This window comes from Panacagrimonas sp. (assembly GCF_965216805.1).
Classification (GTDB): domain Bacteria; phylum Pseudomonadota; class Gammaproteobacteria; order Nevskiales; family Nevskiaceae; genus Panacagrimonas.
On record NZ_CBDCGN010000002.1, the window covers coordinates 642,988 to 665,866 of the forward strand.

Here is a 22,879-nt window from a genome sequence, read left to right on the forward strand (position 1 = left end):
TCTGCCAAGCATTCTGGCACAGGCACCGCTCACCGCTGCGCTGCGACCGCGCGAATAATGGAGTGTCGTGCATGCCCGTCGCGGTTGCCGCTTGCGGACAGCGAACCATGGAGAAGATTTTGAACAAGCTCGTAGCATTGGCGCTGATGTCGATTCTGGGGTGCAGCGTTGCTGTCGCCGCCGCCGACCAGACCGCTCGCCTGGGCAAGGACCTGACCGAGGTCGGCGCCGAACGCGCCGGCAATGCCGAAGGCAGCATCCCGGCCTACGCGGGCAGGGCGGCTTTCGCGCCGGACATGCTCAAGCTCACCCGCGCGCAACTCGAAGATCTGCGCACGCGCCTGGTGAAAGACATCCAGAGCATGATCGGCGACCCGGCCGTGGTCGGAGACATCCTGACCCAGGCGCAGGCGATCATGGATGCCGAGCCGGCCAAGGCTGATCGGGTGATCGCGGTGGTGAAGTCGATGCTGTCGGCGGACCCTGCGCTCAAGGCCGACTTCGACCAGGCACTTGCAGCGCGTGGGGGCAAGTCGGTCGACGGGCTGATCGCGCAGGTGCAGGCGCGCAAGCTCAAGCTGCCGGAGATTCGCGACGACATCGTGGCGGTGATCGCGCAGCTGAAGTCCCGGGAAGGCGAGGCGTTCCTGTCGCGCATGGTGGCGAGCTTCGATATCGGCAAGGTGCTGGAGATTGTGAGCCTGATCGACGACCCCAAGACGCGGGTGCAGGCCAACGAGCTGGTGATGAAATACATGCCCTCGTACGTGAAGGGCTTTCTGCAATACCGCACACCGGAAGCCAAGACCGCGCTGGACTCCATCGAGCCGCTGTACGTGATCACCCAGGCCAATCTGGCGCAGCACCAGGACAAGTTGAGCGAGGGCCACAAGGGCCTGTTCAAAACCTACCCCGATTACAAGATGGTGGTGTATCCCAGTTTCCGGAATGCCTTTTTCCCGGACGAGATCCTGCAGGCGACCGTGGCCAACGCCAGCCGAGCGACGCTTACGGGGACCGACGAAATCAAGGGCGCCGAGCTGGGCTTTCCGTTTCCGATTCCAGGTTCCGGCGCGGAAGCGATCTGGAACCACAAACTCAAGTTCCGCGGCAGCGCGGTCAAGCGCTACAACAACCAGGCTATCGTCAAGCCGGACGGCACCTACAAGATCAGCAAGCTGGTCGAGGACGTGAAGTTCAAATACGCCAACCTCAAGGAAAGTGCGGAGATTCGCGCCGGCGGTCTGTTCGCCTATTACCTGCAGGAAGTATTAGAGCCGCCGCGCCAGGCCGGCCAGGTGATTCTGGTGCACGAGACCGCCGGCAACGCCGGTCTGACCCGCAATGCGTGGATCTACTCACCGGGCATCGCGCGCGTGAACCGCGCGCCGGATGTGGGTTACGACAATCCGTCCATCGGCTCCGACGGCGAACAGTTCAACGACCAGATCGACATCTTCAACGGCGCGCTTGACCGCTACGACTGGAAGCTGGTCGGCAAGAAAGAGGTGCTGATTCCCTACAACTCCTGGATGCTCAACAGCCCCACGTTCAAGTACGCAGACCTGATCCGGCCGGGCCATCTCAACCAGGATCTGGCGCGTTACGAGCTGCACCGCGTGTGGGTGGTGGAGGCCACGCTCAAGTCAGGGCAGCGCCATCGCTTCGGCAAGCGGACGTTCTATCTGGACGAAGACTCCTGGTCGATCGCGCTGGTGGATTGCTACGACAACCGCGGCGAACTGTGGAAAGTGCAGGAAGCACACCTGCTGACCATTCCCTTCATCCCCACCGTCAGTGGTGTGCCGGAAACCATCTACGACCTGCAGTCCAAGCGTTACTTCGTCACCACGCTGACCAACGAAGACGCCATCTCCGATTTCGAGGTGGAGTACCAGGACTCCATGTTCACGCCCGGCGCGTTGCAGAAGAAGGCCAGGACGAAGTGAAATCCACGCTGCGCGTCGCCCGCATCGGCCGAGGCGACGGTGGGCGGTGGTACTGGCTCTGCGGGTGCATGGCGGCGATGTTCCTGCACTGCGCGACGGCGCAGGATTCGCCGTCGCTGCCGGATGGCGATGCGCGGCCCGCGCTGATCGCGCCCAAGGCCGCGCAGACCCGGCTGCTGGACATCGCACGGGCCGGTGCCCACCTGGTGGCCGTAGGCCAGCACGGCGTGATACTGCGCTCGGAAGACGGCGCACAGTGGCGGCAGGTCGAATCGCCGGTCGGGGTGATGCTGACGCGGGTGCGTTTCACCGATCCGCTGTCGGGCTGGGCGCTGGGTTACGACGCCAGCATTCTGCAGACCGTCGATGGCGGTCGCACCTGGGCGCTGCGCCATCGCGATACGGACGGGCACGCCTTGTACGACCTGCTGTTCTTCGACCCACGGCATGGCCTGGCGGTGGGTGCCTACGGCAGCATGCTGAGCACCCGCGACGGCGGCGCCAGCTGGACTGCGATGGACCCTCCGCTCGCCGAACTGGGCATGCACCTCAACGCGGTGATCGCGCTGGGCGACGCTTCCCTGCTGGTGGTGGGCGAGCGCGGCCTGATGGCGCGCTCGGTGGACCAGGCCAGGACCTGGACCTTGATCGACGGGCCTTACGCGGGTTCGTTGTTTGGCGGCATGGCGATGGGCGCCGGCGCGGCACTGGTTCACGGCATGCGCGGCAACGTCTACGTCGCAGACGACTTGGCGCACTGTCCACCGATCGCTGCGGACGCCTGGGACCCTTATGCGCGAAGCACCGTGACCGACCGCGAGGCGCTGGCTGCGCTGGGTTGGCGCCGCCTGGACAGCCCGGTGCAGGAGAGCCTGTTCGGCGCTCTGCGGTTGAATGGTCAGGGCGTGTTGCTGGTGGGTGTGAACGGCACGGCGCTGAGTTGGGACGGTGCAGGCACCGCGCTGCAGATCGTGAAGACTGCCGCCGCCGAGACACTGACCCGAGCGCTGAGCTTCAACGGCCGTTTGATCGCGGTCGGCCGCCGCGGCGTCGAAGATCTGGGGCCGCTCCAATGACCGCAAGCACCACGTCCACCGGTTTCACCCGAGCCGTTCTGCGCGCGGTGGAGCCGGTGATCTTCGGACATCGCGCGGCCAGCCTGACGGTGCTGGCGCTGCTGACGGTGTTCCTGGCCTGGAACGCGGCGCAGCTCAGGCCCAACGCCGGCTGGCTGAAGATGGTGCCGCAGTCGCATCCGTACATGCAGACGTTCATGCAGTACTACCGCGACTTCGGTGGCGCCAATACCGTCCTGATCGCGCTCAAGCACCACCGCGGCGACATCTACCAGCCCATCTTCATGGAGACGCTGCGCCGGGCGGAGGCCGACGTCTTCAATGTCCCCGGCGTGGATCGGGCGCGGGTCAATTCCATCTTCTCGCCCAGCATCCTCTACATCGAGGTGGTGGAAGGCGGGTTGGCGGGCGAGAACGTCATCCCGTCCGATTACACGCCGACGCCGGAGATGATGGCGCGCATCCGCGGCAACGTGGCCAAGGCCAATGTCATCGGTCGGCTGGTATCGGAAGACCAGACCACCGCGCTGATTCAGCTCGAACTGCTGGAGGCCGATCCGCAGGCCGGCACCATGCAGGCACAGGCCGAAGCGGCCAAGCCCCTGCACCAGCGTCTGCGCCAGGCCTGGGCGCAGCAGGACACCATGGCGGCCAGGCTCGAGGCCGTCGGCGAATTGCTGATGCGCAACCAGGATCCGCACGCCGGCCTGGACTACGTGAAAGTCGGCGCGGCGCTGGAGGCGATCCGCGCTCGCTACGAAACCGACGACATCAGTGTGCACATCGTCGGTTTCGCCAAGGTGGTCGACGACATGACCCGCGCCAGCCTGCAGGTGGCAGGCTTCTTTCTGGTGGCATTGCTGGCGATGGGCCTGCTGTTGTGGTTTTACGTCGGCTCGCTGCCGCTGGCGCTGCTGGTGGTGGGCACCTCGCTGGTGGCCTGCATCTGGGAGCTGGGTCTGCTCAGGCTGGTCGGTTACGGATTGGACCCGTTTGCCTTGCTGGTGCCGTTTCTGATCATGTCGGTATCGGTGAGCCACGGCGTGCAGTACGTGAGCGCCTGGGCCGGCGAAATTTCGGAGCGCGGCGCCAGTAATCGACAGGCGGCACTGGCGACGTTCCGCTCGCTGGCCATCCCGGGCGTGGTGGCGCTGCTCACCGACATCGCCGGGTTTGGCACGATCTACCTGATCGACATCCAGATCATTCGCGAGATGTCGATCAATGCGGTGTTCGGCATGCTCGGCGTGATCGTGGTCAACAAGATGTTGTTGCCGATCGTGCTGTCCTATGTGCGCCTGCCGGACGTGGAAGGATTTCGCCAGGCGCAGGCCAAGCGCGACCGTTTCGGCGAGTCGCTGTTCAGACGCATGGCGGCACTCACGCGTCGGGGTCCCGCCACCGCAGTGCTGCTGGTGTGCGCGGCATTGGCAGTGTACGGCCTGGTGCAGTACCCCAAGGTGCGCATCGGCGATACCACCGAGGGGGTGCCGGAATTGCGGCCGGACTCGCGGTTCAACCAGGACGCGCGCGCGATCGCTGCGAATTTCGCGATGGGGGTGGACCATCTCAAGGTGATCGGCGAATCCTTCGAAGACGGCTGTATCGATTACGCGGTGATGAGCGAGATGGATCGCTTCTCCTGGTACCTGAAAAACCAGGAGGGCGTGCGCGACGTGCTGTCGTTGATCGAACTGGCCAAGCTGGCCAATTCGGGCCTGAACGAAGGGCGCCTGGACGCCGAGCGTCTGCCGCGCGCACCGCAGGCGCTGGCGCAGATCACCGCGCTGGTGCCGACCACCACCGGGTTTCTCACCGATACCTGCGACGCCCTGGCGCTGTTCGTCTTCACCACCGATCACAAGGCCGAGACCATCACCGCACTGACCGATGCGGTGCAACGCTACGTCGCCGAACTGCAGGTCGACCGACGGGTCGATCTGCGTCTGGCCTCGGGCAACATCGGGGTGATGGCCGCCACCAACGAGGAGGTGCGGCGCAATGAGATTCCGGTGATCGCCTGGGTCTACGCGGCGATCGCGTTGTTCCTGTGGGCGAGCTTTCGCACCCGTTCGGGGGTGCTGTGCGTGATCCTGCCGCTGTCGCTGGTGACCTTGCTGGGCTATTCACTGATGGTGGCGCTGGACATCGGCCAGAAAGTGGCAACCTTGCCGGTGCTGGCGCTGGCCACCGGTATCGGTGTCGACTACGGCATCTACAGCTACTCGGTCATCGCCGCCGGGCTGCGGCGTGGCTTGAGCTTGGAAGAAGCGTATTTCCAGAAGATGCGCACCACCGGCAAAGCCACCCTGTTCACCGGTGCGGGTCTCAGCATAGGGGTGGCCATGTGGACATTCTCCGAGCTGCAGTTTCAGCGCGATATGGGCGTACTGCTGGTGTTTGCATTCATCGCCAACATGATCGGCGCCATCGTGGTGATTCCGGCGCTGGCCCACTTTCTGGGACACGAGGAGCGCAGGCACGCCAACCGCGATCTCACGGCCGGGGCCGACGACGCGGTGCCGGGTCCTTAGTCCCGGGGAGTGTTAGGGAGTGGCCTAAGCCGACTTCCTGCGCACGCTGCCGGGCCCGTAGCCGTGCACCCGCTTGAAACTGCGGCGAAACGCCGCTTCGGTCTGATAGCCCAGACGTTCTGCGGCGTGGGCCACCGACAGGCGCGGGTCGCGCAGCAGCTTGAGCGCCTGCGCCATCCGCCAGCGCGTCAGGTACTGATAAGGCGTTTCCTCCATCACCTCGGCAAAGCGCTCCGCAAAGGCGGTGCGCGACATCAGCGCCACTGCCGCCAGCGATGCCACGGTCCACGGTTTGCCGGGTGCGCGATGCATGGCGTCGAGCACGCGGCGCAGGCGTGCATCGGCCATCGCGGCGAACAGGCCCCGGCGCGAATCGGCGCCCACCAGATGCTGGCGCAAGGCCATCACGAACAGCGCGTCGGCCAGCTTGTCCATCACCGCCTGGCTGCCAAAGCCGCCGCGATTGGCCTCTTGCACCAACAGCTCGGCCAGACGTCTGAAGGTGTCGCCCGAATCGACGCCGCGCACGTGCATCAGATCGGGCAGGCCGGCCAGCACCGGGTTGCCGCTGGCGGATTCGAATTCGAGTTCGCCGCACAACATGGTGGTGTAGCCACCGTCGCCGAGCGCTTCATCGGTCGGCGTGAGCACGTGCGCGGTGCCGCGCGGCAACACCACCAGATCGCCGGCTTCCAGGCGCACCGGCCGATCCACCCCCTCGATCCTCATCCAGCAGCTGCCCTGATCCATCAGGTGCAGCCAGGCGGTCCCCGTCGGAGCCTGCCCGTCCCAGTCGCGCCAGCGGCCGCAATAACGCATGTTGTCGGTGATGCGCGAGCGCAGCTGATAGGCCGCGAGCACGGTATCGAGCAGGGCGTCGTCTGTACGTTCCGTCATGGAGCGCGAACCCGAGGGCACAGGCTGAAAGGCCGCGCGAGGCTAGCATGACGCTTGTCGAATCACGCCAAGGGTTGCGCGCATGAGGGCCGTCTCCGTACTGCAACAAACTTACGAAACAGTGCTGTCTCGCGCTGCCCCAGCGGATTTTCTGCCCGCCCTGCTGCTGCGCTTGTACCTGGCGCCGGTGTTCTGGATGGCGGGCTGGAACAAGTTCAACAGTTTCGATGCCACTGTGGAGTGGTTCGGCAACGCGCAATGGGGTCTGGGACTGCCGCTGCCCTGGCTGATGGCAGCGCTGGCCACTGCAGCGGAGCTCGGCGGCGCGGTGCTGCTGCTGCTGGGTCTGGGTGTGCGCCTGATCGCGTTACCGCTGATGGTCACCATGCTGGTCGCGATGTTTGCCGTGCACTGGGAAAACGGCTGGCTGGCGATTGCCGAAGCACGGGGACTGTTCGCCACCGAGCGGACCATGGCCGCGTCCGAACAGCTGGCCGCGGCCAAGGATCTGTTGCGGGAACACGGCGATTACGCTGAGATCACAAGCAGTGGCAGTCTGGTCATGCTGAACAACGGGATCGAATTCGGGGCAACCTATTTCGTGATGTTGCTGTCCCTCTTCTTCACCGGTGCCGGGCGCTGGTTCAGCCTGGATTACTGGCTGGCCCGCAGAATGGGATCTTCCGTTGCGTCCAGAGCTGGCGTGCCGGCGTACAGTTAAGCGCGCTGTATTCTGCAGTATCGAGTTGTTTTTATCCTGCTTTACCGAAACGGCCCGTCCGGGCCTCTACCCAGGAGATTTACGATGAGCAAGCTTTCTTCCAAGAGTTCGATGGCGGTGGTGCTCGGCGCCGCGTTCGCGCTGACCGGTCTGGCTGCGCAGGCTTCGGTGTTCCAGGCCACCGATCTCGGTGCCGGCTACATGGTTGCGGATGCCGGTGAAGGCAAGTGCGGCGAAGGCAAGTGCGGCGAAGGCAAGAAGGAAGGCGAGGCCAAGTGCGGCGAAGGCAAGTGCGGCGAAGGCAAGAAGGAAGGCGAAGCCAAGTGCGGTGAGGGCAAGTGCGGCGAGAGCAAGTAAGACCCCCGAGCCACACGGCCGCGAAGCAGCCGTCAAGGCGAGTGGGGTCTTCTCCACGAGCTTGAGCGGGCTTTGTTGCCACACGGCCGCGAAGCAGCCGTCAAGGCGAGTGGGGTCTTCTCTACGCGCCTAGGCACTGTGCTGCTGTTGCGGAAGTAAATTGCTGAAGTAAAGCCGCCAAGGTACGGGGTTCGTTCCTGCTATCTTGGCGGCTGTTTCAGTTCTGGTCCCGGTGGAGACGAGTGCAGCAGCGCGCTGCCAGGACTTTCGATGCGCAGAGGCGGCGAACGAAATATCACGACAGGAACTTAGACATGAATCCCGGTGTTGGACCCAGTCAGCGCTCCCCCAGCATGAGCCCGCATGTACGCGGTGCCGGCCTGGGCCTGCGCCGCGAGTTGCTGGAGCCGCTCGCGACCGTCGAGCCCGATCATGACGGCATCGGATTCCTGGAAGTGGCTCCGGAGAACTGGATGGGGATCGGTGGTCGTCTCGGTCGCCAGTTCCGCGCCTACACCGAGCGATTCCCGTTCGTCACCCATGGATTGTCGCTGTCGATCGGCAGTCCTTCCGGACTGGATGAGGCGTTCGTCCGCGGCGTCAAAACCTTTCTGGACCGTCACGGCATCGCCGACTACACCGAACACCTGACGTACTGTTCCGACGACGGTCATCTGTACGATCTGATGCCTATCCCGTTCACGATCGAGGCGGTCGAGCATGTGGCGGCGCGGGTGCGGCGCGTACAGGACATCCTGGAGCGACGCATTGCGCTGGAGAATGCAAGCTACTACGCGGCGCCGGGTCAGCGCATGAGCGAGCTCGCCTTCGTGTGCGCGGTGGTCGAACGCGCCGATTGCGACCTGCTGCTGGACGTCAACAATATCTGGGTCAACAGCATCAACCATCGCTACGACCCCTATCAGTTTCTCGACGGGCTGCCGCTGCAGCGCGTGCGTTACATTCATATCGCCGGCCATTACGTCGAGGCCGAGGATTTGCGCGTGGATACCCACGGAACCAGCGTGATCGACCCAGTGTGGGCGCTGCTGGACCACGCCTACGCAAGGCTGGGTCCGGTACCCACGCTGCTGGAGCGCGACTTCAACATTCCGCCGCTGCCGCGTTTGATGGACGAGATCCGGCACATCCACCAGATCCAGGCCCCGCACCGTGAGCGCACCATCCGAGCTGCCTGAGTTTCAGGTCATCCAGTATCGCTTCGCGGCACACCTGCGCGACCCGCTGGTACAACCGCCACTGCCGGATCTGGAGGCGCGGCGTCTGCAGATTTATCGCGACCTGTTCTACAACAACGTGGAGAGTTTCCTGCGCAATGCCTTCCCGGTGTTGCGCAAGCTGTCGTCGGACGACGCCTGGCACGCGCGGGTGCGCGACTTCTACTCGCGGCATCGCTGCACCGCGCCGCAGTTCTACGGTCTGGCCGAAGAATTTCTGCACTTCCTCGAAAGCGAACGAGGCGAACACCCGGACGATCCGCCTTTCATGACCGAACTGGCGCATTACGAGTGGGTGGAAATGGTGCTGTCGATCTCCGAAGACGACCCCACGCCGGATCGCGCCGATCCCAACGGCGATCTGCTCGACGGTGCGCCGGTGCTGTCGCCAGTGGCTTGGCCACTGGCCTACGCCTATCCGGTGCATCGCATTGGCCCCGAGCTGCAACCCCAACAGCCGCCGCCGGAGCCGACCTATCTGGTGGTCTATCGCAACCGCCAGGACGCAGTGAAATTTCTGGAGGTCAATGCGGTCACCGCGCGCCTGCTGCAACTGATCGAGGAACAGCCCGGAGTGAGCGGTCGCGAACTGTTGTTGCAGATCGCGGCCGACCTGCAGCATCCGCAACCGGAACAGATCGTCGCCTCTGGCAGCGACATGCTGGTCGGGCTGCGTCAGCGCGATATCGTGCTGGGCACGCTGCGCGGTTGAGACATAGTGCTCACAGCCACAACGACAGTACACGCTTGAGCAGCCAGGTGGCGGCGCCCAACGCAGCGACGCTGCCGGCCCAGATGGCGACGAACCACAGCCATTGCCGCAACCGCGGGTGACGGACGGACCACGTCGCCGACTCAGTGCGCATAGCCGGTGCCCGCCCTGACCTTGCCGCGGAACACCCAGTAGGCGTAGCCGGTGTAGATCATCACCATCGGCAGCGAGAAGATCAGCGCCACCAGCACGAAGCGCTGCGAGGTGTCCGGTGCGGCGGCCTCGTAGACGCTGAGCCCGGGCGGCACGACATGCGGCCACAGACTGATGCCGATGCCGATGTACCCCAGTGCGAACAGCGCGATCGCGTAGAAGAACGGCGCGTACGTGGCGCCGCGTTGCAACTCGCGGAGCAGCGATATGGCGACCACGACGGTGGCGATAGGCACCGGCGACAGGCTCAGCCAGTTCATGTCGCCGAACCAGCGTTGCGCGATATCGGGGAACTTCCACGGCGTGTAGATCGACACCGCCGCCAGGCCAAACAGCGACACCAGCAGCGCATAGCGGGCGGCGCGGCGGGCGAACCGTTGCAGGTCGTTCTCGGTCTTGAGATTGAGCCAGGTGGCGCCCAGCAGGGCATAGCCGCCGACCACGCCCAGCCCGACCAGGACCGAGAACGGCGTGAGCCAGTCGAAGGCACCGCCGGCAAAGTTGCGACCCTCCACGCGCACGCCCTCCAGCAGACCGCCCAGCAACAGGCCCTGACTGAAAGCGGCAACGGTGGAGCCGGCCGCGAACGAACGATTCCACCAGTGCCGGGTGGCTTTCGCTTTGACCCGGAACTCGAACGCCACGCCGCGAAAGATCAACGCAAACAGCAGCGCCATGATCGGAATGTAGAACGCCGGCAACGCCACCGCGTAAGCGAGGGGAAAGGCGCCGAACAGCACGGCGCCGCCCAGGATCAACCAGGTCTCGTTGCCGTCCCACACCGGCGCGATGCTGGCGATGGCGGTATCGCGCGCCTCCTCGTCCGGCAGCAGCGGAAACAGGATGCCGACGCCCAGATCGAAGCCGTCGAGGATCACGTAGGCGCCGACGCCGAACACGATGACGCCGGCGAGGATCAGGGTGAGGTCCATGTCAGCGCCCCTCCACGCCGACCGAGGGCGGGTCCCGAGTCAGTTCGCCCGGCCGCGCGCCGCGGATCGCCTGCGGGTGTGTCGAGGGCAGACTGGGCCCGGTCCGCACCAGCACGAACACGTAGTACAGGTAGGTCAGCAGCAGCAGGCTGTAAACGACCACGAAAAGTGCCAGCGATGTCGCCACCGTGGCGGCAGCGACGTCGGATACGCCCTCTCGTGTGCGGATCAGGCCGTGGACCAGCCACGGCTGGCGCCCGGTTTCGGCCACGATCCAGCCGGCGAGGGTGGCGACAAAGCCCAGCGGGGTGCAGACCATGAAGGTGCGCAGCATCCAGGCGTCGGTCTCCAGCCTGCCGCCGATCCAGCGCCACACGCCCCAGGCGCCCAGCAGCAGGAACAGGAAGCCCAGTCCCACCATGATGCGAAAGCCGAAGAACACCGGCAGCACAGGCGGTTGCTCTTCCGGCGCCACTGATTTGAGGCCCAGCACCTCGCCGTCCGGATCGTGCGTGAGGATCAGGCTGGCGAGCTTGGGCACACCGATCTCCAACCGGTTTTCCTGCGCATCCTGGTCGGGAACGGCGAACAGCAGCAGCGGCGCGCCGCGGGTGGTCTCCCACAGTCCCTCCATCGCCGCGACCTTGAGCGGCTGATGCTCGCGCACGTTCAGGCCGTGCAGGTCGCCGACGAAGATCTGCAGGGGCGCCGCCACCGCCAGCACGCTGATGGCCACCCGCAGACCCGCCAGCCCGGCGCCGCGGTAGACGTTTTTCCATAGGCACCACGCCGAGCCTCCGGCCACCACCAGCGACGTGGTGAGCGCCGACGCCAGCAGCATGTGCGACAGGCGGTACGGGAACGAAGGGTTGAACACCACCGCCCACCAGTCCTGCGGTACCAGCTGGCCGTCGATCCACTCCGCACCCTGCGGGGTGTGCATGAAGCTATTGGCCGACAGGATCCAGAACGCCGAGTTGGTCGTGCCCAATGCCACCAGCAGAGTCGCCATGAAATGCAGGCGCGGACCCACCTCGTCCCAGCCGAACAGCATGATGCCGAGAAAACCGGCTTCGACAAAAAACGCGGTCAGCACTTCCACCGACAGCAGCGGTCCCATGACCGGCCCGGCCATGTCGGAAAAGCGGCTGAAGTTGGTGCCGAACTGGTACGACAACACCAGCCCGGAGACCACGCCCATGCCGAAGGTGAGCGCGAAGATCTTCACCCAGAAACGGTAGAGCTCCAGCCAGTAGGCGCGTTGCGTACGCCGCCACGCCGCCTCGAAATACACCAGAAACCAGGCCAGGCCGATCGTCAGCGTCGGAAACAGGATATGGAAGCCCACGGTGAACCCGAACTGGATGCGCGCCAACAACAATGCGTCCACGACTACCTCGCTGTCGGACCCGGTGACCGGACGTGCATGGCGAACGGTCGTGGACGGGTGGTGTAGGTGCTCCTCCGCGTGCGCATTATCGCGCGGCGGCGTCCTGCGGTGCAGCGATATCCCGCCTGACGGTGCCGATGCCGACCGCCGTCAGGTCGGACTGGCACCGATCGCCTGCGCCAGGATGTGGCGCGCCTGCAGCATCGACTCGGCCTGCAGCCGGCCCAGAGTCTGCGCATCCAGCTCCGCGCGCAGCCGGCGGCCGATGTCGGTACGCAAGGTCAGATCGACACCGCTGCGTACATGACCCGCGGCGTGGCGCAGGCTGTCAGCGGCGTACACATAGTGGGCAGCAGGCTCGATGCGGCCGGCCGCGGCATCCAGCGCCGCCAGCCCTTCCAGCGCACGCGGTGCCGCCGCATCCGCGCCGGCCTCCAGGGCGAGGCGGCCCACCTCGACAAAGTAACGGCGTGCCTGTGTGGCCTCGCCCTGGCACAGCAGCGCCAGCGCGGCGGCGCACAGCAGCCGGGCCACTTCTTCGAGGCTGCCCAAGCGGCGCAACTCGGCGGCACCGCGTTCCGCCAGTGGCAGGGCCTCGCGGTAACTGCCCAGCCCGATCAGGGCCAGGGCCAGGGGTTCGGCCAACAGCGCGGCATCGCGTTGCCAGCCCTGAGCTCCGGCTTCCTGCAGTTGCTCACGCAGATGGTCGATCCCCTGCTCCTGGCGGTTCTGTTCCAGCATCAGGGTTCCCAGTTCGACCTGGGCGCGAAAGCGCGCGAGCGGATCGTGATGCACTTCGAGCAGCCCGATGCGCTGCATCAACAAAGCCTCCACCATCGAGGATTCGTTGCGTTTACGCGCCGCGACGGTCAGCTGCTGCAGTGCGTCCAGTTGCAACGGCGCATCTGCGCAGCGCGCCGCCAGCGCCAACCCTTCACGCAACCCGTCCTCGGCACGTTGCGGTTGCGCGTCGCGCAGCAGGTGGCCGAGTTCGATCAGCACGCGGGCGCGCAGATGCGGATCGGCAGCGGTCATCGGTTCGGCGCGTTCGCCCCAGCGGAGTGCCTCGCGGCGCGCGTTGAGTGTGGTCGATACGGTCATCATCGCAGCCGCCAGCGGCGCGACCAGCGGGTGGCCGGCGCGGCAGGCGAATTCGGCCGCAGCACGCAGATTGTCGTACTCCAGACGCCAGCCAGTTCGGCGATTCGCGCATTGCTCGGGAGTCGGCGCGGGCGCCTGTGCGCATTCCACAGCCCATCGCACCAGCCGCTCGTACAGAGCTTCACGCTGTGCCGGGCGTAGACTGGCGAGCAGGCGTTCGCGCAGAGCCGGTGCGAGGCTGTCGCGCTCGACGCCATGGAGCTGGGTGCGCACGACCAGGCCCAGCTCGATAAGGCTCGACAGATCCCGCGCGACCCGATCCGGTGTGGCGTCCGGATCGGCGGCTACCGCAAGGGCGCCGGTGCCATCCCAGTCCCGGGCAAAGACCGCCAGGCCCTGCAGCAGTCGCTGCTCTTCAGGCGACAGCCGCGCGAAGGTCCACTGGAATACCGCGGACAGGTCGCGACGTTGGGCGCCGTCGATGCGGGCCGCCGGGTCGGCGGCGTCAGTCCTGCCGCAAAGCGCTTGACTCAGTTCGGCCAAAGAACTGCGAGCGCCCTGGCCGGCAACCCACTCCAGCGCCAGTGGCAAGCCGGCTAGCTGACTCGCCAACCGGTTGACGTCGTAGCCGCGGATCTGCTGGGCGACACTGCCGTGCCGTTGGAGGCGCTCGATCAGCAGCTGCGCGGCCGGCGACACTTCGCCGCTGTGCCCGTGGCAGGCTAGGGCGTCCAGCGATAGCCGCCGTTCTCCGGCGCCGTGCAAGGGCGTCCGCGTAACCGTCAGCACCCGTAGCTCCGGCGCGGTTGCCAGCCGCGCAGCCAGCCGTGACGTCGCTGCGGGTAGTGCATCGCCATGGTCCAGGATCACCACGGCGTGCCACGACTCCAGTTGCGAAGGCAGGGTGTCGTCGGAGGCACCCGGCAGAGTGTCCGCAAGACCCAGCACCGTGGCGCAGCTCTCGGTTACCGACTCGGCGTCGATGGCGTGCGCAAGATCGACGTACCAGACGCCGTCGGCGTACTCCCGCAGCAGGGCTTCACCGGCTTCCAGGGTCAGGCGGGTCTTGCCGACCCCGGCGGCGCCGACCAGATTGACGCGCCGATGTTGTTGCAGCGCCATCGTCAGGCTGGCGAGCTCGCTGCCGCGGCCGACGAATGACGTCGGCGGTGGGGTCAGCCGATAGCGCGCGGCGGGGGCGGCTCGCGGCGGCGGAAAATGCGAGCGCAGACCCGGGTAGCACAGCTGGTACAGGTGTATCGATGTGGCGAATTCGCGCAGGCTCAAAGCGCCGAGATCGCGAAAGCTGCAGCCGCGCATCGGCGGTGTGCCGGCTTCGGCCATGGCCTCCGAGGACAGCAGAACCTGGCCGCCATGGGCGGTGCGCGCAATGCGGATCGCCTGCCGTACCGCTGGCGCTATGTATCGGTCGCCCAGACGCTGCACCATGCCCAGGTGGATGCCGATGCTGGCGGCGTATCCAGCCGGCTCTGGCCAGCGTTCCGCGTCCATGGCGAACTGCAGGTCCAGCGCCGCGCCGATCGCCGCGGCCGCCTGCGTGAACGTCGCCAGCTCACGGGGCCCCTCGCAAGCCATGGCGTGACCGCCATGACGGCTTGCCGCCGCCCGCATCAGTTCGCGATGGCGCTGGGCAATCCGGGTGTCCGGGCGATCCAATCGCAGCGATCGGCCCGGCCCGGCGTCGAGCTCAGAGACCAGCAGGCAGACCGCCGCGTCGGCCGGATCGACGATGGTGTTCTCGGGCTTCGGGTTGACCTGCGGATTCATGCCGGGAATGTAGCCGATGGCCTTGCCTGCGCCGGGGCGCCTCGCGCTACATTGATGCCCATGAACGCTCCGGTCAGTCTGTTCCTGGGTCATGGTGCACCCAGCCTCGCACTCAGCGCGCATCCCGCTGCCGGGTTCCTGCGCGGCCTGGGCACACAACTGGAGCGCCCGCGCGCCGTCATCGTGGTGTCGCCGCACCGCATGGGCCGAGGATTCGATGTCGGTTGCTCGCCGCGATTCGAGGCCTGGCACGACTTTTCGGGCTTTCAGCCCGCGCTGTACGAGCTGCAATACAGCCCGCCGGGCGCACCGGAGCTGGCGGCACAGGCGCAACGTCTGATCGCGGAGGCCGGGCTGCCGGGCACGGGCTCGCCCGACCCGCGTATCGATCACGGCGTCTGGGTGCCGTTGCGGCTGATCTGGCCGGACGCGTCCGTGCCGGTGATTCCCGTTGCCACCACGCGCCGCGACGCGCGCGCACATCTGGCGCTGGGCCGTGCGCTGCGGCCGCTGGCCGACGCCGGTTGTCTGATCGTGGGCAGCGGCAGCATTACGCACAATCTTGGCGACCTGGATCGATCGGACGAATTCGCCGCGCCGGTTCAATGGGCGCAGGCTTTCGACGCCTGGATCGCGCATCACGTCGCGACCGCCGATTTCGATGCCCTGTGCGATTATCGCCAGCGCGCGCCGCACGCCGCGCAGGCTCACCCCACCGACGAGCACCTGCTGCCGCTGTTCGTGGCGCTGGGTGCGGGTGGCGCCGGGCGTCTGCTCTACCAGGGTTTCGGCTTTGGCAGCCTGAGCCTGGCCTCGTACGCCTTCGACCGGCAGCCCGACCTGCGGTAGCGGCTACAATCCGCGCCCCGTTCAGGCCGACGCCACCCATGTCTCATGTCGCCCGGCAGGCGGCGCTGCGGCGCACCTTTGCCATCATCTCCCACCCCGACGCGGGCAAGACCACGCTGACCGAGAAACTGCTTTTGTTCGGCGGTGCGATCCAGCTCGCCGGCACCGTCAAGGGACGCAAGGCCGATCGCCACGCCACCTCCGACTGGATGGCGCTGGAACAGCAGCGCGGCATTTCCATCACCACCTCGGTGATGCAGTTTCCTTACCGCGACCGCATCGTCAATCTGCTGGACACGCCCGGTCACGAGGACTTCTCGGAGGACACCTATCGCACCCTCACCGCGGTGGATTCGGCGCTGATGGTGATCGACGCCGCCAAGGGCGTGGAGACCCGCACGATCAAGCTGATGGAGGTCTGTCGCCTGCGCGACACGCCCATCGTCAGCTTCGTCAACAAGCTGGATCGCGAGGGCCGCCCGCCGCTGGAGCTGCTGGACGAGATCGAGAAGGTGTTGGGCCTGCACTGCGCGCCGATCACCTGGCCGCTGGGCATGGGCCGCGATTTCAAGGGCGTGTATCACCTGCTGGAGGATCGCTTTTATCTGTACTCCGGCGACAAGCACCGCGTCAGCGAAATCGAGACGGTCGACGGCTTGCTGACGCCAGGTCTGGCAGAACGCTTTGGCCAGCCCTACCAGACCCTGCGCGACGAGATCGAACTGTTGCAGATGGCCGGCACCGAGTTCGACCTGGAGCAATACCGGGCGGCCAAGCTCACCCCGGTGTTCTTCGGCTCCGCGATCAGCAATTTCGGCGTGCGCGAGCTGTTGAACGGCTTTGTGGAATGGTCGCCCGGTCCGTTGCCGCGCGTGGCCGAGCAGCGTGAGGTCAAACCGGACGAGGAAAAATTTTCGGGCTTCGTGTTCAAGATCCAGGCCAACATGGACCCAAAGCATCGCGACCGAGTGGCCTTCCTGCGCGTGTGCTCGGGCAGTTATCGCCGCGGCATGGCCTTGCATAGCGTGCGTCTGGGCGGACCGGTACGCATCTCCAGCGCGCTGACCTTCATGGCGTCGGACCGCGAGAACGTGGAGCAGGCTTGGCCGGGTGACATCATCGGCCTGCACAACCACGGCAATATCGCCATCGGCGATGCGCTGACCGAAGGCGAATCGCTGCGCTTTCTGGGCATTCCCAACTTCGCGCCCGAACTGTTTCGCCGCGTCATCCTGCGCGATCCGCTCAAGGCCAAGCAGCTCAACAAGGGGCTCGACCAATTGTGCGAAGAAGGCGCCACCCAGGTGTATCGGCCGTTGACCAACAACGACATCATTCTGGGCGCGGTCGGTACGCTGCAGTTCGACGTGGTGCAGTTCCGACTACGCGACGAGTACAACGTCGAATCCGCGTTCGAACCGGTGTCCATCCACTGCGCGCGCTGGATCGAATGTCGCGATGACAAAGCCTTGCGCGGCTTTCTGGACAAGAACGAAACCCGCGTCGCGCGCGATCATTACGGTGATCTGGTGTACCTGGCCTCGAGCTCGGTGAACCTGTCGATGACACGCGAGCGCCATCCCGAAGTAGTATTTCTGGACACCAAGGAACATGGTGCCCCAGGGTGAACGCCCTGGCTGCAGTTCAGGCCAAATTCATCGCTGACGGTCAAAAAGACAGCCCAAGTCATATATCGGTGTTCGGCCTCGAGGCCGGATGTCGGACCGGCTTGCCACCACAGAGGACTCGGGAGGGTTCGCGTGACATACCTCAGAAAAACCACATTTGCCGCCTCGGCCCTGGCCCTGATGGCCACCTCGGCACATGCCCTGGACGAGCCGAAATATCTCAGCGCCATGGGCTTGGGCTATTTCCCGGATTCGGTGCTCGAGTTGGACGACGGTTACGGCGCCCGCGCGCTGGTCGGGTTGCCGCTGGGTTCCAACCTCAATCTGGAACTGGGCATCGTCGGCTATGCCGCCGACCCCGAAGCCGGCGGGCCAGACCTGGAGCAGTATGGCGCTGGCGCCGACCTGATGATTCCATTCGCCAAAGGCAATGTGACACCGTTCATGGTGTTGGGCGGCGGTTATCTGCGGGCGGAAGCCGGAAATATCGAACGTCTGGACAATGGTTACGCCAACGCGGGCTTGGGTCTGTTGTTCGATCTGGGCCGTGGCTGGGGTATCCGCGCCGAGGGTCGCTACGTCGCGCTGTTCCCCGACAGCAAGGCGGACATCGACGAAGGTCATCTGGATGACGCGGTTGCCGGGCTCGGCCTGCAATACACCTTCCAGCGGCCCGAACCGCCGGCACCGCCTCCGCCACCGCCACCGCCGGTCGTGGTTGCGCCGCCCGCGGACTCCGACGGGGATGGCGTCATCGACAGCGCCGATCAGTGCCCGAACACGCCGGTGGGCGTACAGGTCGACGTGCGCGGCTGCCCGCTGGACGGCGACGGCGACGGCGTGCCGGACTATCTGGACAAATGTCCCAACACCACACGCGGGCTCAAGGTCGATGCCGACGGCTGCGTGCGCGAGGCGCAGACCATCGTGCTGCAGAACGTCAATTTCGAGTTCGACAAGGACACGCTGACCGTCGATGCCCGCACCGTGTTGTCAGGCGTGGCGCAGGGTTTGATGAGTCAGAAGGATCTCAAGGTCGAGATCGCCGGTCACACCGACGCGCTGGGTAGCGACGGATACAACCAGCGCCTGTCGGATCGTCGTGCGGCCTCGGTCAAGTCCTACCTGATCTCGCAGGGCGTGCATCCCACGCAGTTGATCTCGCGCGGTTACGGCGAGAGCCAGCCGGTGGCCAGCAACGAGACCGTGGAAGGTCAGGCGCAGAACCGCCGTGTCGAGTTCCGCGTGTTGAGTCAGCCGCGCGCGCGGTGATCGCCGTCGCCTAGAAGTCGGTCTCATCGGCCCGGGTACGCAAGCGCCCGGGCCTTTTCTTTTTCAGCGGCGGTCGAGACCGATTGCCGTCTGCGGGGGGCGGCTCAGGCGCGCGGAATTTGCATCGTCACGCAGTGCAGGCTGCCGTACTGACGGATCAGCCAGCGGCAGTCCACCGCAACCACCTCGCGGCCCGGAAAGCATGGGCGTAGTGCCGCCAGCGCCACCGGGTCCTGCGGCAGGCCATAGACGGGCACCAGCACGGCACCGTTGGTGATGAGGAAATTGGCGTAGCCGGCCGGCAGACGCCGCCCGTCGTCGTCATGAACCGCTTGCGGCATCGGCAGCGGCACCAGTCGATAGGGCTCGCCGCCGAGCTGCCGGAAGGCACGCAACTCGTCCTGCATCGCGGCGAGGTCCTCGAAGTGGGCGTCGCTGCGGTCTTCGCAGACCTGGTAGGCGATGGTGCGGGCGTCGCAGTAGCGCGCGATCGTATCGATATGGCCGTCGGTGTCGTCGCCGATCAGGTCGCCATGTTTGAGCCACAACACGCGCTCGCAACCGAAGCGTGGTTTGAGATAGGCCTCGATACCGGCCTTGTCCAGATGCGGGTTGCGCGTCGGCGCCAGCAGGCAGCGCTCGGTGGTGAGCAGGGTGCCGTGGCCGTCAACTTCGATCGCCCCACCCTCGAGCACGAAGTCCTGCGCCTCCACCGGCGCATCCCAGGCCCTCTGCGCTGCCAGGGTTTGCGTCAGGGCATCGTCCAGTTGCGCGTCGAACTTGCCGCCCCAACCGTTAAACCGGAAGTCCAGATGCAACGCTGCGCCGTTGCGCATGACGGTGATGGGGCCGTGATCGCGCGCCCAAACGTCGTTGGACGGCACCTGAAAAATGCGCACGCGCCCAGTCGATGCCCCGGCCTGCTGCAGCCGCGCACGCAATGCCGCCGGGTCCAGCCCGTAGTTGATGTGCAAGGGCACCCAGCGGCTGATGGCGCAGGCGATGTCGATGAAATTCCGTTCCACCGCATCGAAGTGACGGGCGAAGTCGCCGTCGGCGCGCGGCCAGGTCAGCATCACCGAGGATTGGGGTGCCCACTCGGGCGGTAGGAAGTTGGTCATGGGGGTGTTGTCGAAAAAAAGCCCCGGCAGTGTTTGACATTGCCGGGGCCGGAGAACGAAAGGGACAGCCGTTCAGGGCGTGGGCTCGCCCTGCAAGCCATCACGTACCTGGACCGGGGCGGGGTTGTCGCGCTGGACCACGTCGACGACGTGGCTGTATTCGAAGAACACCGAATAGCCGTCGTAGTCCCATCGCGTGATGGGAGGCTGTTGGGCCGAGCCGCCGCCGACCGCGGGATGCTTGACCCCCGGCGGGCCGAACTGGCGACTGACGGCGGTCTTGTCCATGCCCTTGTTGGGCAGCGGCACTACCGGCTGGGCCTGTCCGGTGATGACAATCACCTCGGGCTCGACCACTTCTTCGGGTTCGACCATTTCTTCGACCTGGGCCTGCGCCGCGATGGCGGCCAGACTCAGACAGGTTGCGAGCAGAGGCAGTGGAATGCGCATGGGAAACGACCTCTCGAAAGCCGAACGCAGAATAGCATCGGGGATGGATCGGCCGCTGGGCTCATGCCGCGGCCTGCAGGTCGGCGATCAGGGCGGCCATAAAGCGGGCAGCTTCGCCGCCGGTGACCGCGCGGTGGTCGAAGCTCAACGACACCGGCAGCACCTTGCTCACCTCAGCCCTGCCTTTGACCGGCACCACGGCGTCGCGAATGGCGCCCGCCGCCAGGATGGCCACGGTCGGGGGCACGATCACCGGCGTGGCGTAGCGGCCGCCGTAGCGACCGAAATTGGACAGGGTGAAAGTGTAGCCGCGCAGTTCTTCCAGGGGCACGCTGCGGTTGCGCGCGTCGTCCTTCATCTTGTCCAGGCCCAGCCGCAGCGACTGCTCATCGCGGTTGCCGACGTCCTGCATCACACAGACAAACAGACCTTCCGGCGTGTCGACCGCCACGCCCAGGTGCACCTTGTCCAGCACCCTGCGCCCGACTTCGGCGTGGTCGAACCAGGCGTTGAGCGCAGGTTCAACCTTGACGGCGGTGACAATGGCGCGGATCAGGCGAAAGCTGACATCCTGCTGCGGCGATTTCCACCCGCTCAACACCGCATCGTCCATCAAGGTGGTCGGCATGACTTCGTCGCGGGCCTGACTCATGGTGCGGGCCATGGCCCGGCGCGGACCGCGCAGCTTTTCCAGCGGACCGACCTCGGTGAGAATCTTGTGTACGCGCTGCACGTCGGTGGCGGTCACCACGCCGTCGGGCCCGGTCGGCGTGATGATGGTCAGATCCACATTGAGCCGATGCGCCAGTGCCCGCACCGCCGGCGCCACCTTGAGGCCGGCGGCGCCGCCCACTGCCGTCGCGTTGTCGGTGAGCACTTCGCTGCCCTGGGTCATGGCGCCGACCACCACCCCGGTGTCGCGGATCGCCTCCGCCGCGGCAACGGTTCGATCGGTATCGGCGGGTGGCGGATCGGTCGCCGTGCCGGCAAAGGTCACCAGCGGTTGACCGACCTCGACGGTGTCACCCACCGCGCCGTGCAGCTTGGCAATGGTGCCGGCCTGCGGGCTGGGCACCTCCACCACCGCCTTGGCGGTCTCCACCGATACCAGGGGCTGGTCGGCCTTGACCGCATCGCCCTCGGCCACCAGCCAATCGCGAATCTCTGCGTCCTGCAGACCTTCGCCCAGATCGGGAAGCTTGAACACTTTCATCGGAACGGCTCCACGCGGCCGGATGCGAATCGCAGGGAGCAAGCCCTTTGTTCGCGTCGCGAACCTTCGACGCCGAGCCTGCTCCGACCGCGGCCCGGCTTCAAGACGGATCAGACCCGCGGTTTGCGTCCCATGATGAACGAGATCACCCACACCACCAGAAACGCCACGAACAGCGCCTTGGCGATCCAGGCGGCGTCGCCCGCGATGCCGCCGAAGCCGAGTACGCCGGCAATGATGGCCACGACCAGAAAGATCAGCGAGTAATGCAGCATGAGCGGACTCCTTGAGCGGGCGAAAGCGCCCTGACGCACCTCGACGGTGCCGACGCGCGGCGGTCGCATACGGCGATCGCTGCACAGGTTTCGAGCTGGCAGGGTCCCTGACGCGCCTGAATGGGGGCGGAACGTTGTCGGTCTTGGTGCCGAGGCGGTGCGCGCGACCGCTCAGCTTAGCGGCGCCATCTCCAGCACCTTGCCGACCGCCGCGACGATGCGGGAACGATCTGGAATGTAGGCACTTTCCAGCCTCGACAACGGCATCACGGTGTCGTAACCGGAGACGCGCAATACGGGTGCGAACAGGCTCAACAGGCCGTGTTCGGCCAGATTGGCGGCGATCTCACTGGCCGGACCGTAGGCGCGCGGCGCCTCCTGCACGATCACGCAGCGTCCGGTTTTGGCCACGCTGTTAAGAATGCTGTCCATGTCCAGAGGCTTGAGGCTGGCGACGTCGATGAGCTCGCAGTGAACACCTTGCAAGGCCAGCTGGTCGGCCGCCAGGCGGGCGTCATGCATCATCGCGCCCCAGCTCACCAGGGTGACGTGCGTGCCTTCGCGTTCGACGAAAGCGGTGTCGAGAGGCAGCGCCTCGCCATCGTCCTCCACGCTCTGTTTGAACAGCCGATAGCAGCGAGTGGGCTCCAGGAACACCACCGGATCGGGATCGCGGATGGCGGCCAGGAGCAGGCCGTACGCGCGCGCCGGATTGGACGGGCACAGCACGCGCAGGCCCGGGACGTGCGCGAAGAAAGTCTCCATCGACTCGGAGTGATGCTCCGGCGCATGAATGCCGCCACCGTTGGGTGCGCGGATGACCAGCGGACAGGACAGCCGTCCGCGCGTGCGATTGCGCATTCGGCTGGCGTGGTTGGCGATCTGGTCGATGCACGGATACATGAAGCCGCTGAACTGAATTTCCGCCACCGGCCGCAAGCCTTGGGTGGACAGGCCCACGCTCATCGCCGCGATGAGGTTCTCCGCCAGCGGCGTGTCGATCACACGATCCTCGCCAAAGGCATCGAGCAATCCGACGGTGGCGCGAAAAACGCCGCCGTTGCGGCCGATGTCCTCGCCCAGCACCACCACATTGGAGTCGCGGGCCATCTCCGATTTCAGCGCCAGATTGACCGCTTCGATCAGGTTGAGCTCGGGCATCG

At 65.9% G+C, this 22,879-nt stretch carries 20 protein-coding genes; 10 read left to right on the top strand and 10 right to left on the bottom strand.

All coding sequences use genetic code 11. The annotated features are described in order from the left end of the window. The first annotated feature begins 119 nt into the window (after positions 1-119). Genes ACOOHP_RS03115 through ACOOHP_RS03125 form a run of 3 tightly spaced genes read left to right on the top strand, consistent with a single transcriptional unit; the run spans position 120 to position 5,559 of the window. Positions 120-1,949, top strand: coding sequence for a DUF1329 domain-containing protein (locus ACOOHP_RS03115; protein WP_420464999.1), 1,830 nt, complete (start codon positions 120-122; stop codon positions 1,947-1,949). Continuing rightward, positions 1,946-3,025 carry a WD40/YVTN/BNR-like repeat-containing protein gene (locus ACOOHP_RS03120; protein ID WP_420465000.1) on the top strand — a complete coding sequence of 360 codons (1,080 nt, stop codon included), beginning with the start codon at positions 1,946-1,948 and terminating at the stop codon, positions 3,023-3,025. Before ACOOHP_RS03115 ends, ACOOHP_RS03120 begins: the two co-directional genes overlap by 4 nt. After that, positions 3,022-5,559 carry an efflux RND transporter permease subunit gene (locus tag ACOOHP_RS03125; protein WP_420465001.1) on the top strand — a complete coding sequence of 846 codons (2,538 nt, stop codon included), beginning with the start codon at positions 3,022-3,024 and terminating at the stop codon, positions 5,557-5,559. Before ACOOHP_RS03120 ends, ACOOHP_RS03125 begins: the two co-directional genes overlap by 4 nt. 24 nt (positions 5,560-5,583) lie before the next feature. Here ACOOHP_RS03125 and ACOOHP_RS03130 read toward each other — a convergent pair whose 3' ends face one another. Next, positions 5,584-6,456: an AraC family transcriptional regulator gene (locus ACOOHP_RS03130; protein ID WP_420465002.1), complete on the bottom strand. Its 873-nt coding sequence runs from the start codon at positions 6,454-6,456 to the stop codon at positions 5,584-5,586. 82 nt (positions 6,457-6,538) lie between these two features. Between ACOOHP_RS03130 and ACOOHP_RS03135 the strand changes: the two genes are divergently transcribed. The 4 genes from ACOOHP_RS03135 (at position 6,539) to ACOOHP_RS03150 (ending at position 9,484) form a co-directional block, all read left to right on the top strand. Next, positions 6,539-7,177: a DoxX family protein gene (locus ACOOHP_RS03135; protein ID WP_420465003.1), complete on the top strand. Its 639-nt coding sequence runs from the start codon at positions 6,539-6,541 to the stop codon at positions 7,175-7,177. An 84-nt stretch (positions 7,178-7,261) separates the two neighbouring features. Next, positions 7,262-7,534: a hypothetical protein gene (locus ACOOHP_RS03140; RefSeq protein WP_420465004.1), complete on the top strand. Its 273-nt coding sequence runs from the start codon at positions 7,262-7,264 to the stop codon at positions 7,532-7,534. A gap of 314 nt (positions 7,535-7,848) precedes the next feature. Further along, complete coding sequence (locus ACOOHP_RS03145) at positions 7,849-8,733, top strand: DUF692 domain-containing protein (RefSeq protein ID WP_420465005.1); 885 nt, start codon at positions 7,849-7,851, stop codon at positions 8,731-8,733. Further along, complete coding sequence (locus tag ACOOHP_RS03150; protein ID WP_420465006.1) at positions 8,708-9,484, top strand: DNA-binding domain-containing protein; 777 nt, start codon at positions 8,708-8,710, stop codon at positions 9,482-9,484. The genes ACOOHP_RS03145 and ACOOHP_RS03150 overlap by 26 nt, the downstream gene beginning before the upstream one ends. 10 nt (positions 9,485-9,494) lie before the next feature. Here ACOOHP_RS03150 and ACOOHP_RS03155 read toward each other — a convergent pair whose 3' ends face one another. The 4 genes from ACOOHP_RS03155 to ACOOHP_RS03170 all read right to left on the bottom strand — a co-directional run bounded on the left by ACOOHP_RS03155 (position 9,495) and on the right by ACOOHP_RS03170 (position 14,908). Next, positions 9,495-9,638, bottom strand: a complete 144-nt coding sequence (locus ACOOHP_RS03155) for a DUF2474 family protein (RefSeq protein ID WP_420465007.1) — start codon at positions 9,636-9,638, stop codon at positions 9,495-9,497. Beyond that, complete coding sequence (gene cydB, locus ACOOHP_RS03160) at positions 9,628-10,629, bottom strand: cytochrome d ubiquinol oxidase subunit II (RefSeq protein WP_420465008.1); 1,002 nt, start codon at positions 10,627-10,629, stop codon at positions 9,628-9,630. The genes ACOOHP_RS03155 and cydB overlap by 11 nt, the downstream gene beginning before the upstream one ends. A gap of 1 nt (position 10,630) precedes the next feature. Continuing rightward, positions 10,631-12,019, bottom strand: a complete 1,389-nt coding sequence (locus ACOOHP_RS03165) for a cytochrome ubiquinol oxidase subunit I (RefSeq protein WP_420465009.1) — start codon at positions 12,017-12,019, stop codon at positions 10,631-10,633. Between the two features lie 150 nt (positions 12,020-12,169). Next, positions 12,170-14,908, bottom strand: a complete 2,739-nt coding sequence (locus ACOOHP_RS03170) for an ATP-binding protein (RefSeq protein WP_420465010.1) — start codon at positions 14,906-14,908, stop codon at positions 12,170-12,172. Positions 14,909-14,968: 60 nt separating this feature from the next. Here ACOOHP_RS03170 and ACOOHP_RS03175 point away from each other — a divergent pair, with 60 nt between their 5' ends. The 3 genes from ACOOHP_RS03175 to ACOOHP_RS03185 all read left to right on the top strand — a co-directional run bounded on the left by ACOOHP_RS03175 (position 14,969) and on the right by ACOOHP_RS03185 (position 18,657). Then, the gene (locus ACOOHP_RS03175) at positions 14,969-15,757 is read left to right on the top strand and encodes a DODA-type extradiol aromatic ring-opening family dioxygenase (protein WP_420465011.1); all 789 of its coding nucleotides are present in this window, start codon (positions 14,969-14,971) and stop codon (positions 15,755-15,757) included. A 38-nt stretch (positions 15,758-15,795) separates the two neighbouring features. After that, on the top strand, positions 15,796-17,385 hold the full coding sequence (locus ACOOHP_RS03180; RefSeq protein WP_420465012.1) for a peptide chain release factor 3: 1,590 nt from the start codon (positions 15,796-15,798) through the stop codon (positions 17,383-17,385). Positions 17,386-17,517: 132 nt separating this feature from the next. Further along, positions 17,518-18,657: an OmpA family protein gene (locus ACOOHP_RS03185; RefSeq protein WP_420465013.1), complete on the top strand. Its 1,140-nt coding sequence runs from the start codon at positions 17,518-17,520 to the stop codon at positions 18,655-18,657. Between the two features lie 104 nt (positions 18,658-18,761). Here ACOOHP_RS03185 and ACOOHP_RS03190 read toward each other — a convergent pair whose 3' ends face one another. The 5 genes from ACOOHP_RS03190 to ACOOHP_RS03210 all read right to left on the bottom strand — a co-directional run bounded on the left by ACOOHP_RS03190 (position 18,762) and on the right by ACOOHP_RS03210 (position 22,877). Next, on the bottom strand, positions 18,762-19,778 hold the full coding sequence (locus ACOOHP_RS03190) for an agmatine deiminase family protein (protein WP_420465014.1): 1,017 nt from the start codon (positions 19,776-19,778) through the stop codon (positions 18,762-18,764). 72 nt (positions 19,779-19,850) lie between these two features. Then, positions 19,851-20,228 carry a hypothetical protein gene (locus ACOOHP_RS03195; RefSeq protein ID WP_420465015.1) on the bottom strand — a complete coding sequence of 126 codons (378 nt, stop codon included), beginning with the start codon at positions 20,226-20,228 and terminating at the stop codon, positions 19,851-19,853. Positions 20,229-20,289: 61 nt separating this feature from the next. Continuing rightward, entirely contained in the window at positions 20,290-21,441 is a 1,152-nt protein-coding gene (locus tag ACOOHP_RS03200; protein WP_420465016.1) for a dihydrolipoamide acetyltransferase family protein, read from the bottom strand. 110 nt (positions 21,442-21,551) lie between these two features. Continuing rightward, positions 21,552-21,716, bottom strand: a complete 165-nt coding sequence (locus ACOOHP_RS03205; RefSeq protein WP_420465017.1) for a DUF1328 domain-containing protein — start codon at positions 21,714-21,716, stop codon at positions 21,552-21,554. Between the two features lie 171 nt (positions 21,717-21,887). Beyond that, positions 21,888-22,877, bottom strand: a complete 990-nt coding sequence (locus ACOOHP_RS03210) for an alpha-ketoacid dehydrogenase subunit beta (RefSeq protein WP_420465018.1) — start codon at positions 22,875-22,877, stop codon at positions 21,888-21,890. Positions 22,878-22,879: the final 2 nt, after the last annotated feature.

Bases quoted from the DNA above. Each gene is read 5' to 3' on its own strand.
- ACOOHP_RS03125 (WP_420465001.1), top strand. From the start codon at position 3,022: ATGACCGCAAGCACCACGTCCACCGGTTTCACCCGAGCCGTTCTGCGC.
- ACOOHP_RS03200 (WP_420465016.1), bottom strand. From the start codon at position 21,441: ATGAAAGTGTTCAAGCTTCCCGATCTGGGCGAAGGTCTGCAGGACGCA.
- cydB (WP_420465008.1), bottom strand. From the start codon at position 10,629: ATGGACCTCACCCTGATCCTCGCCGGCGTCATCGTGTTCGGCGTCGGC.
- ACOOHP_RS03155 (WP_420465007.1), bottom strand. From the start codon at position 9,638: ATGCGCACTGAGTCGGCGACGTGGTCCGTCCGTCACCCGCGGTTGCGG.
- ACOOHP_RS03140 (WP_420465004.1), top strand. From the start codon at position 7,262: ATGAGCAAGCTTTCTTCCAAGAGTTCGATGGCGGTGGTGCTCGGCGCC.
- ACOOHP_RS03170 (WP_420465010.1), bottom strand. From the start codon at position 14,908: ATGAATCCGCAGGTCAACCCGAAGCCCGAGAACACCATCGTCGATCCG.
- ACOOHP_RS03195 (WP_420465015.1), bottom strand. From the start codon at position 20,228: ATGCGCATTCCACTGCCTCTGCTCGCAACCTGTCTGAGTCTGGCCGCC.
- ACOOHP_RS03210 (WP_420465018.1), bottom strand. From the start codon at position 22,877: ATGCCCGAGCTCAACCTGATCGAAGCGGTCAATCTGGCGCTGAAATCG.
- ACOOHP_RS03135 (WP_420465003.1), top strand. From the start codon at position 6,539: ATGAGGGCCGTCTCCGTACTGCAACAAACTTACGAAACAGTGCTGTCT.
- ACOOHP_RS03190 (WP_420465014.1), bottom strand. From the start codon at position 19,778: ATGACCAACTTCCTACCGCCCGAGTGGGCACCCCAATCCTCGGTGATG.
- ACOOHP_RS03180 (WP_420465012.1), top strand. From the start codon at position 15,796: ATGTCTCATGTCGCCCGGCAGGCGGCGCTGCGGCGCACCTTTGCCATC.
- ACOOHP_RS03145 (WP_420465005.1), top strand. From the start codon at position 7,849: ATGAATCCCGGTGTTGGACCCAGTCAGCGCTCCCCCAGCATGAGCCCG.
- ACOOHP_RS03175 (WP_420465011.1), top strand. From the start codon at position 14,969: ATGAACGCTCCGGTCAGTCTGTTCCTGGGTCATGGTGCACCCAGCCTC.
- ACOOHP_RS03205 (WP_420465017.1), bottom strand. From the start codon at position 21,716: ATGCTGCATTACTCGCTGATCTTTCTGGTCGTGGCCATCATTGCCGGC.
- ACOOHP_RS03130 (WP_420465002.1), bottom strand. From the start codon at position 6,456: ATGACGGAACGTACAGACGACGCCCTGCTCGATACCGTGCTCGCGGCC.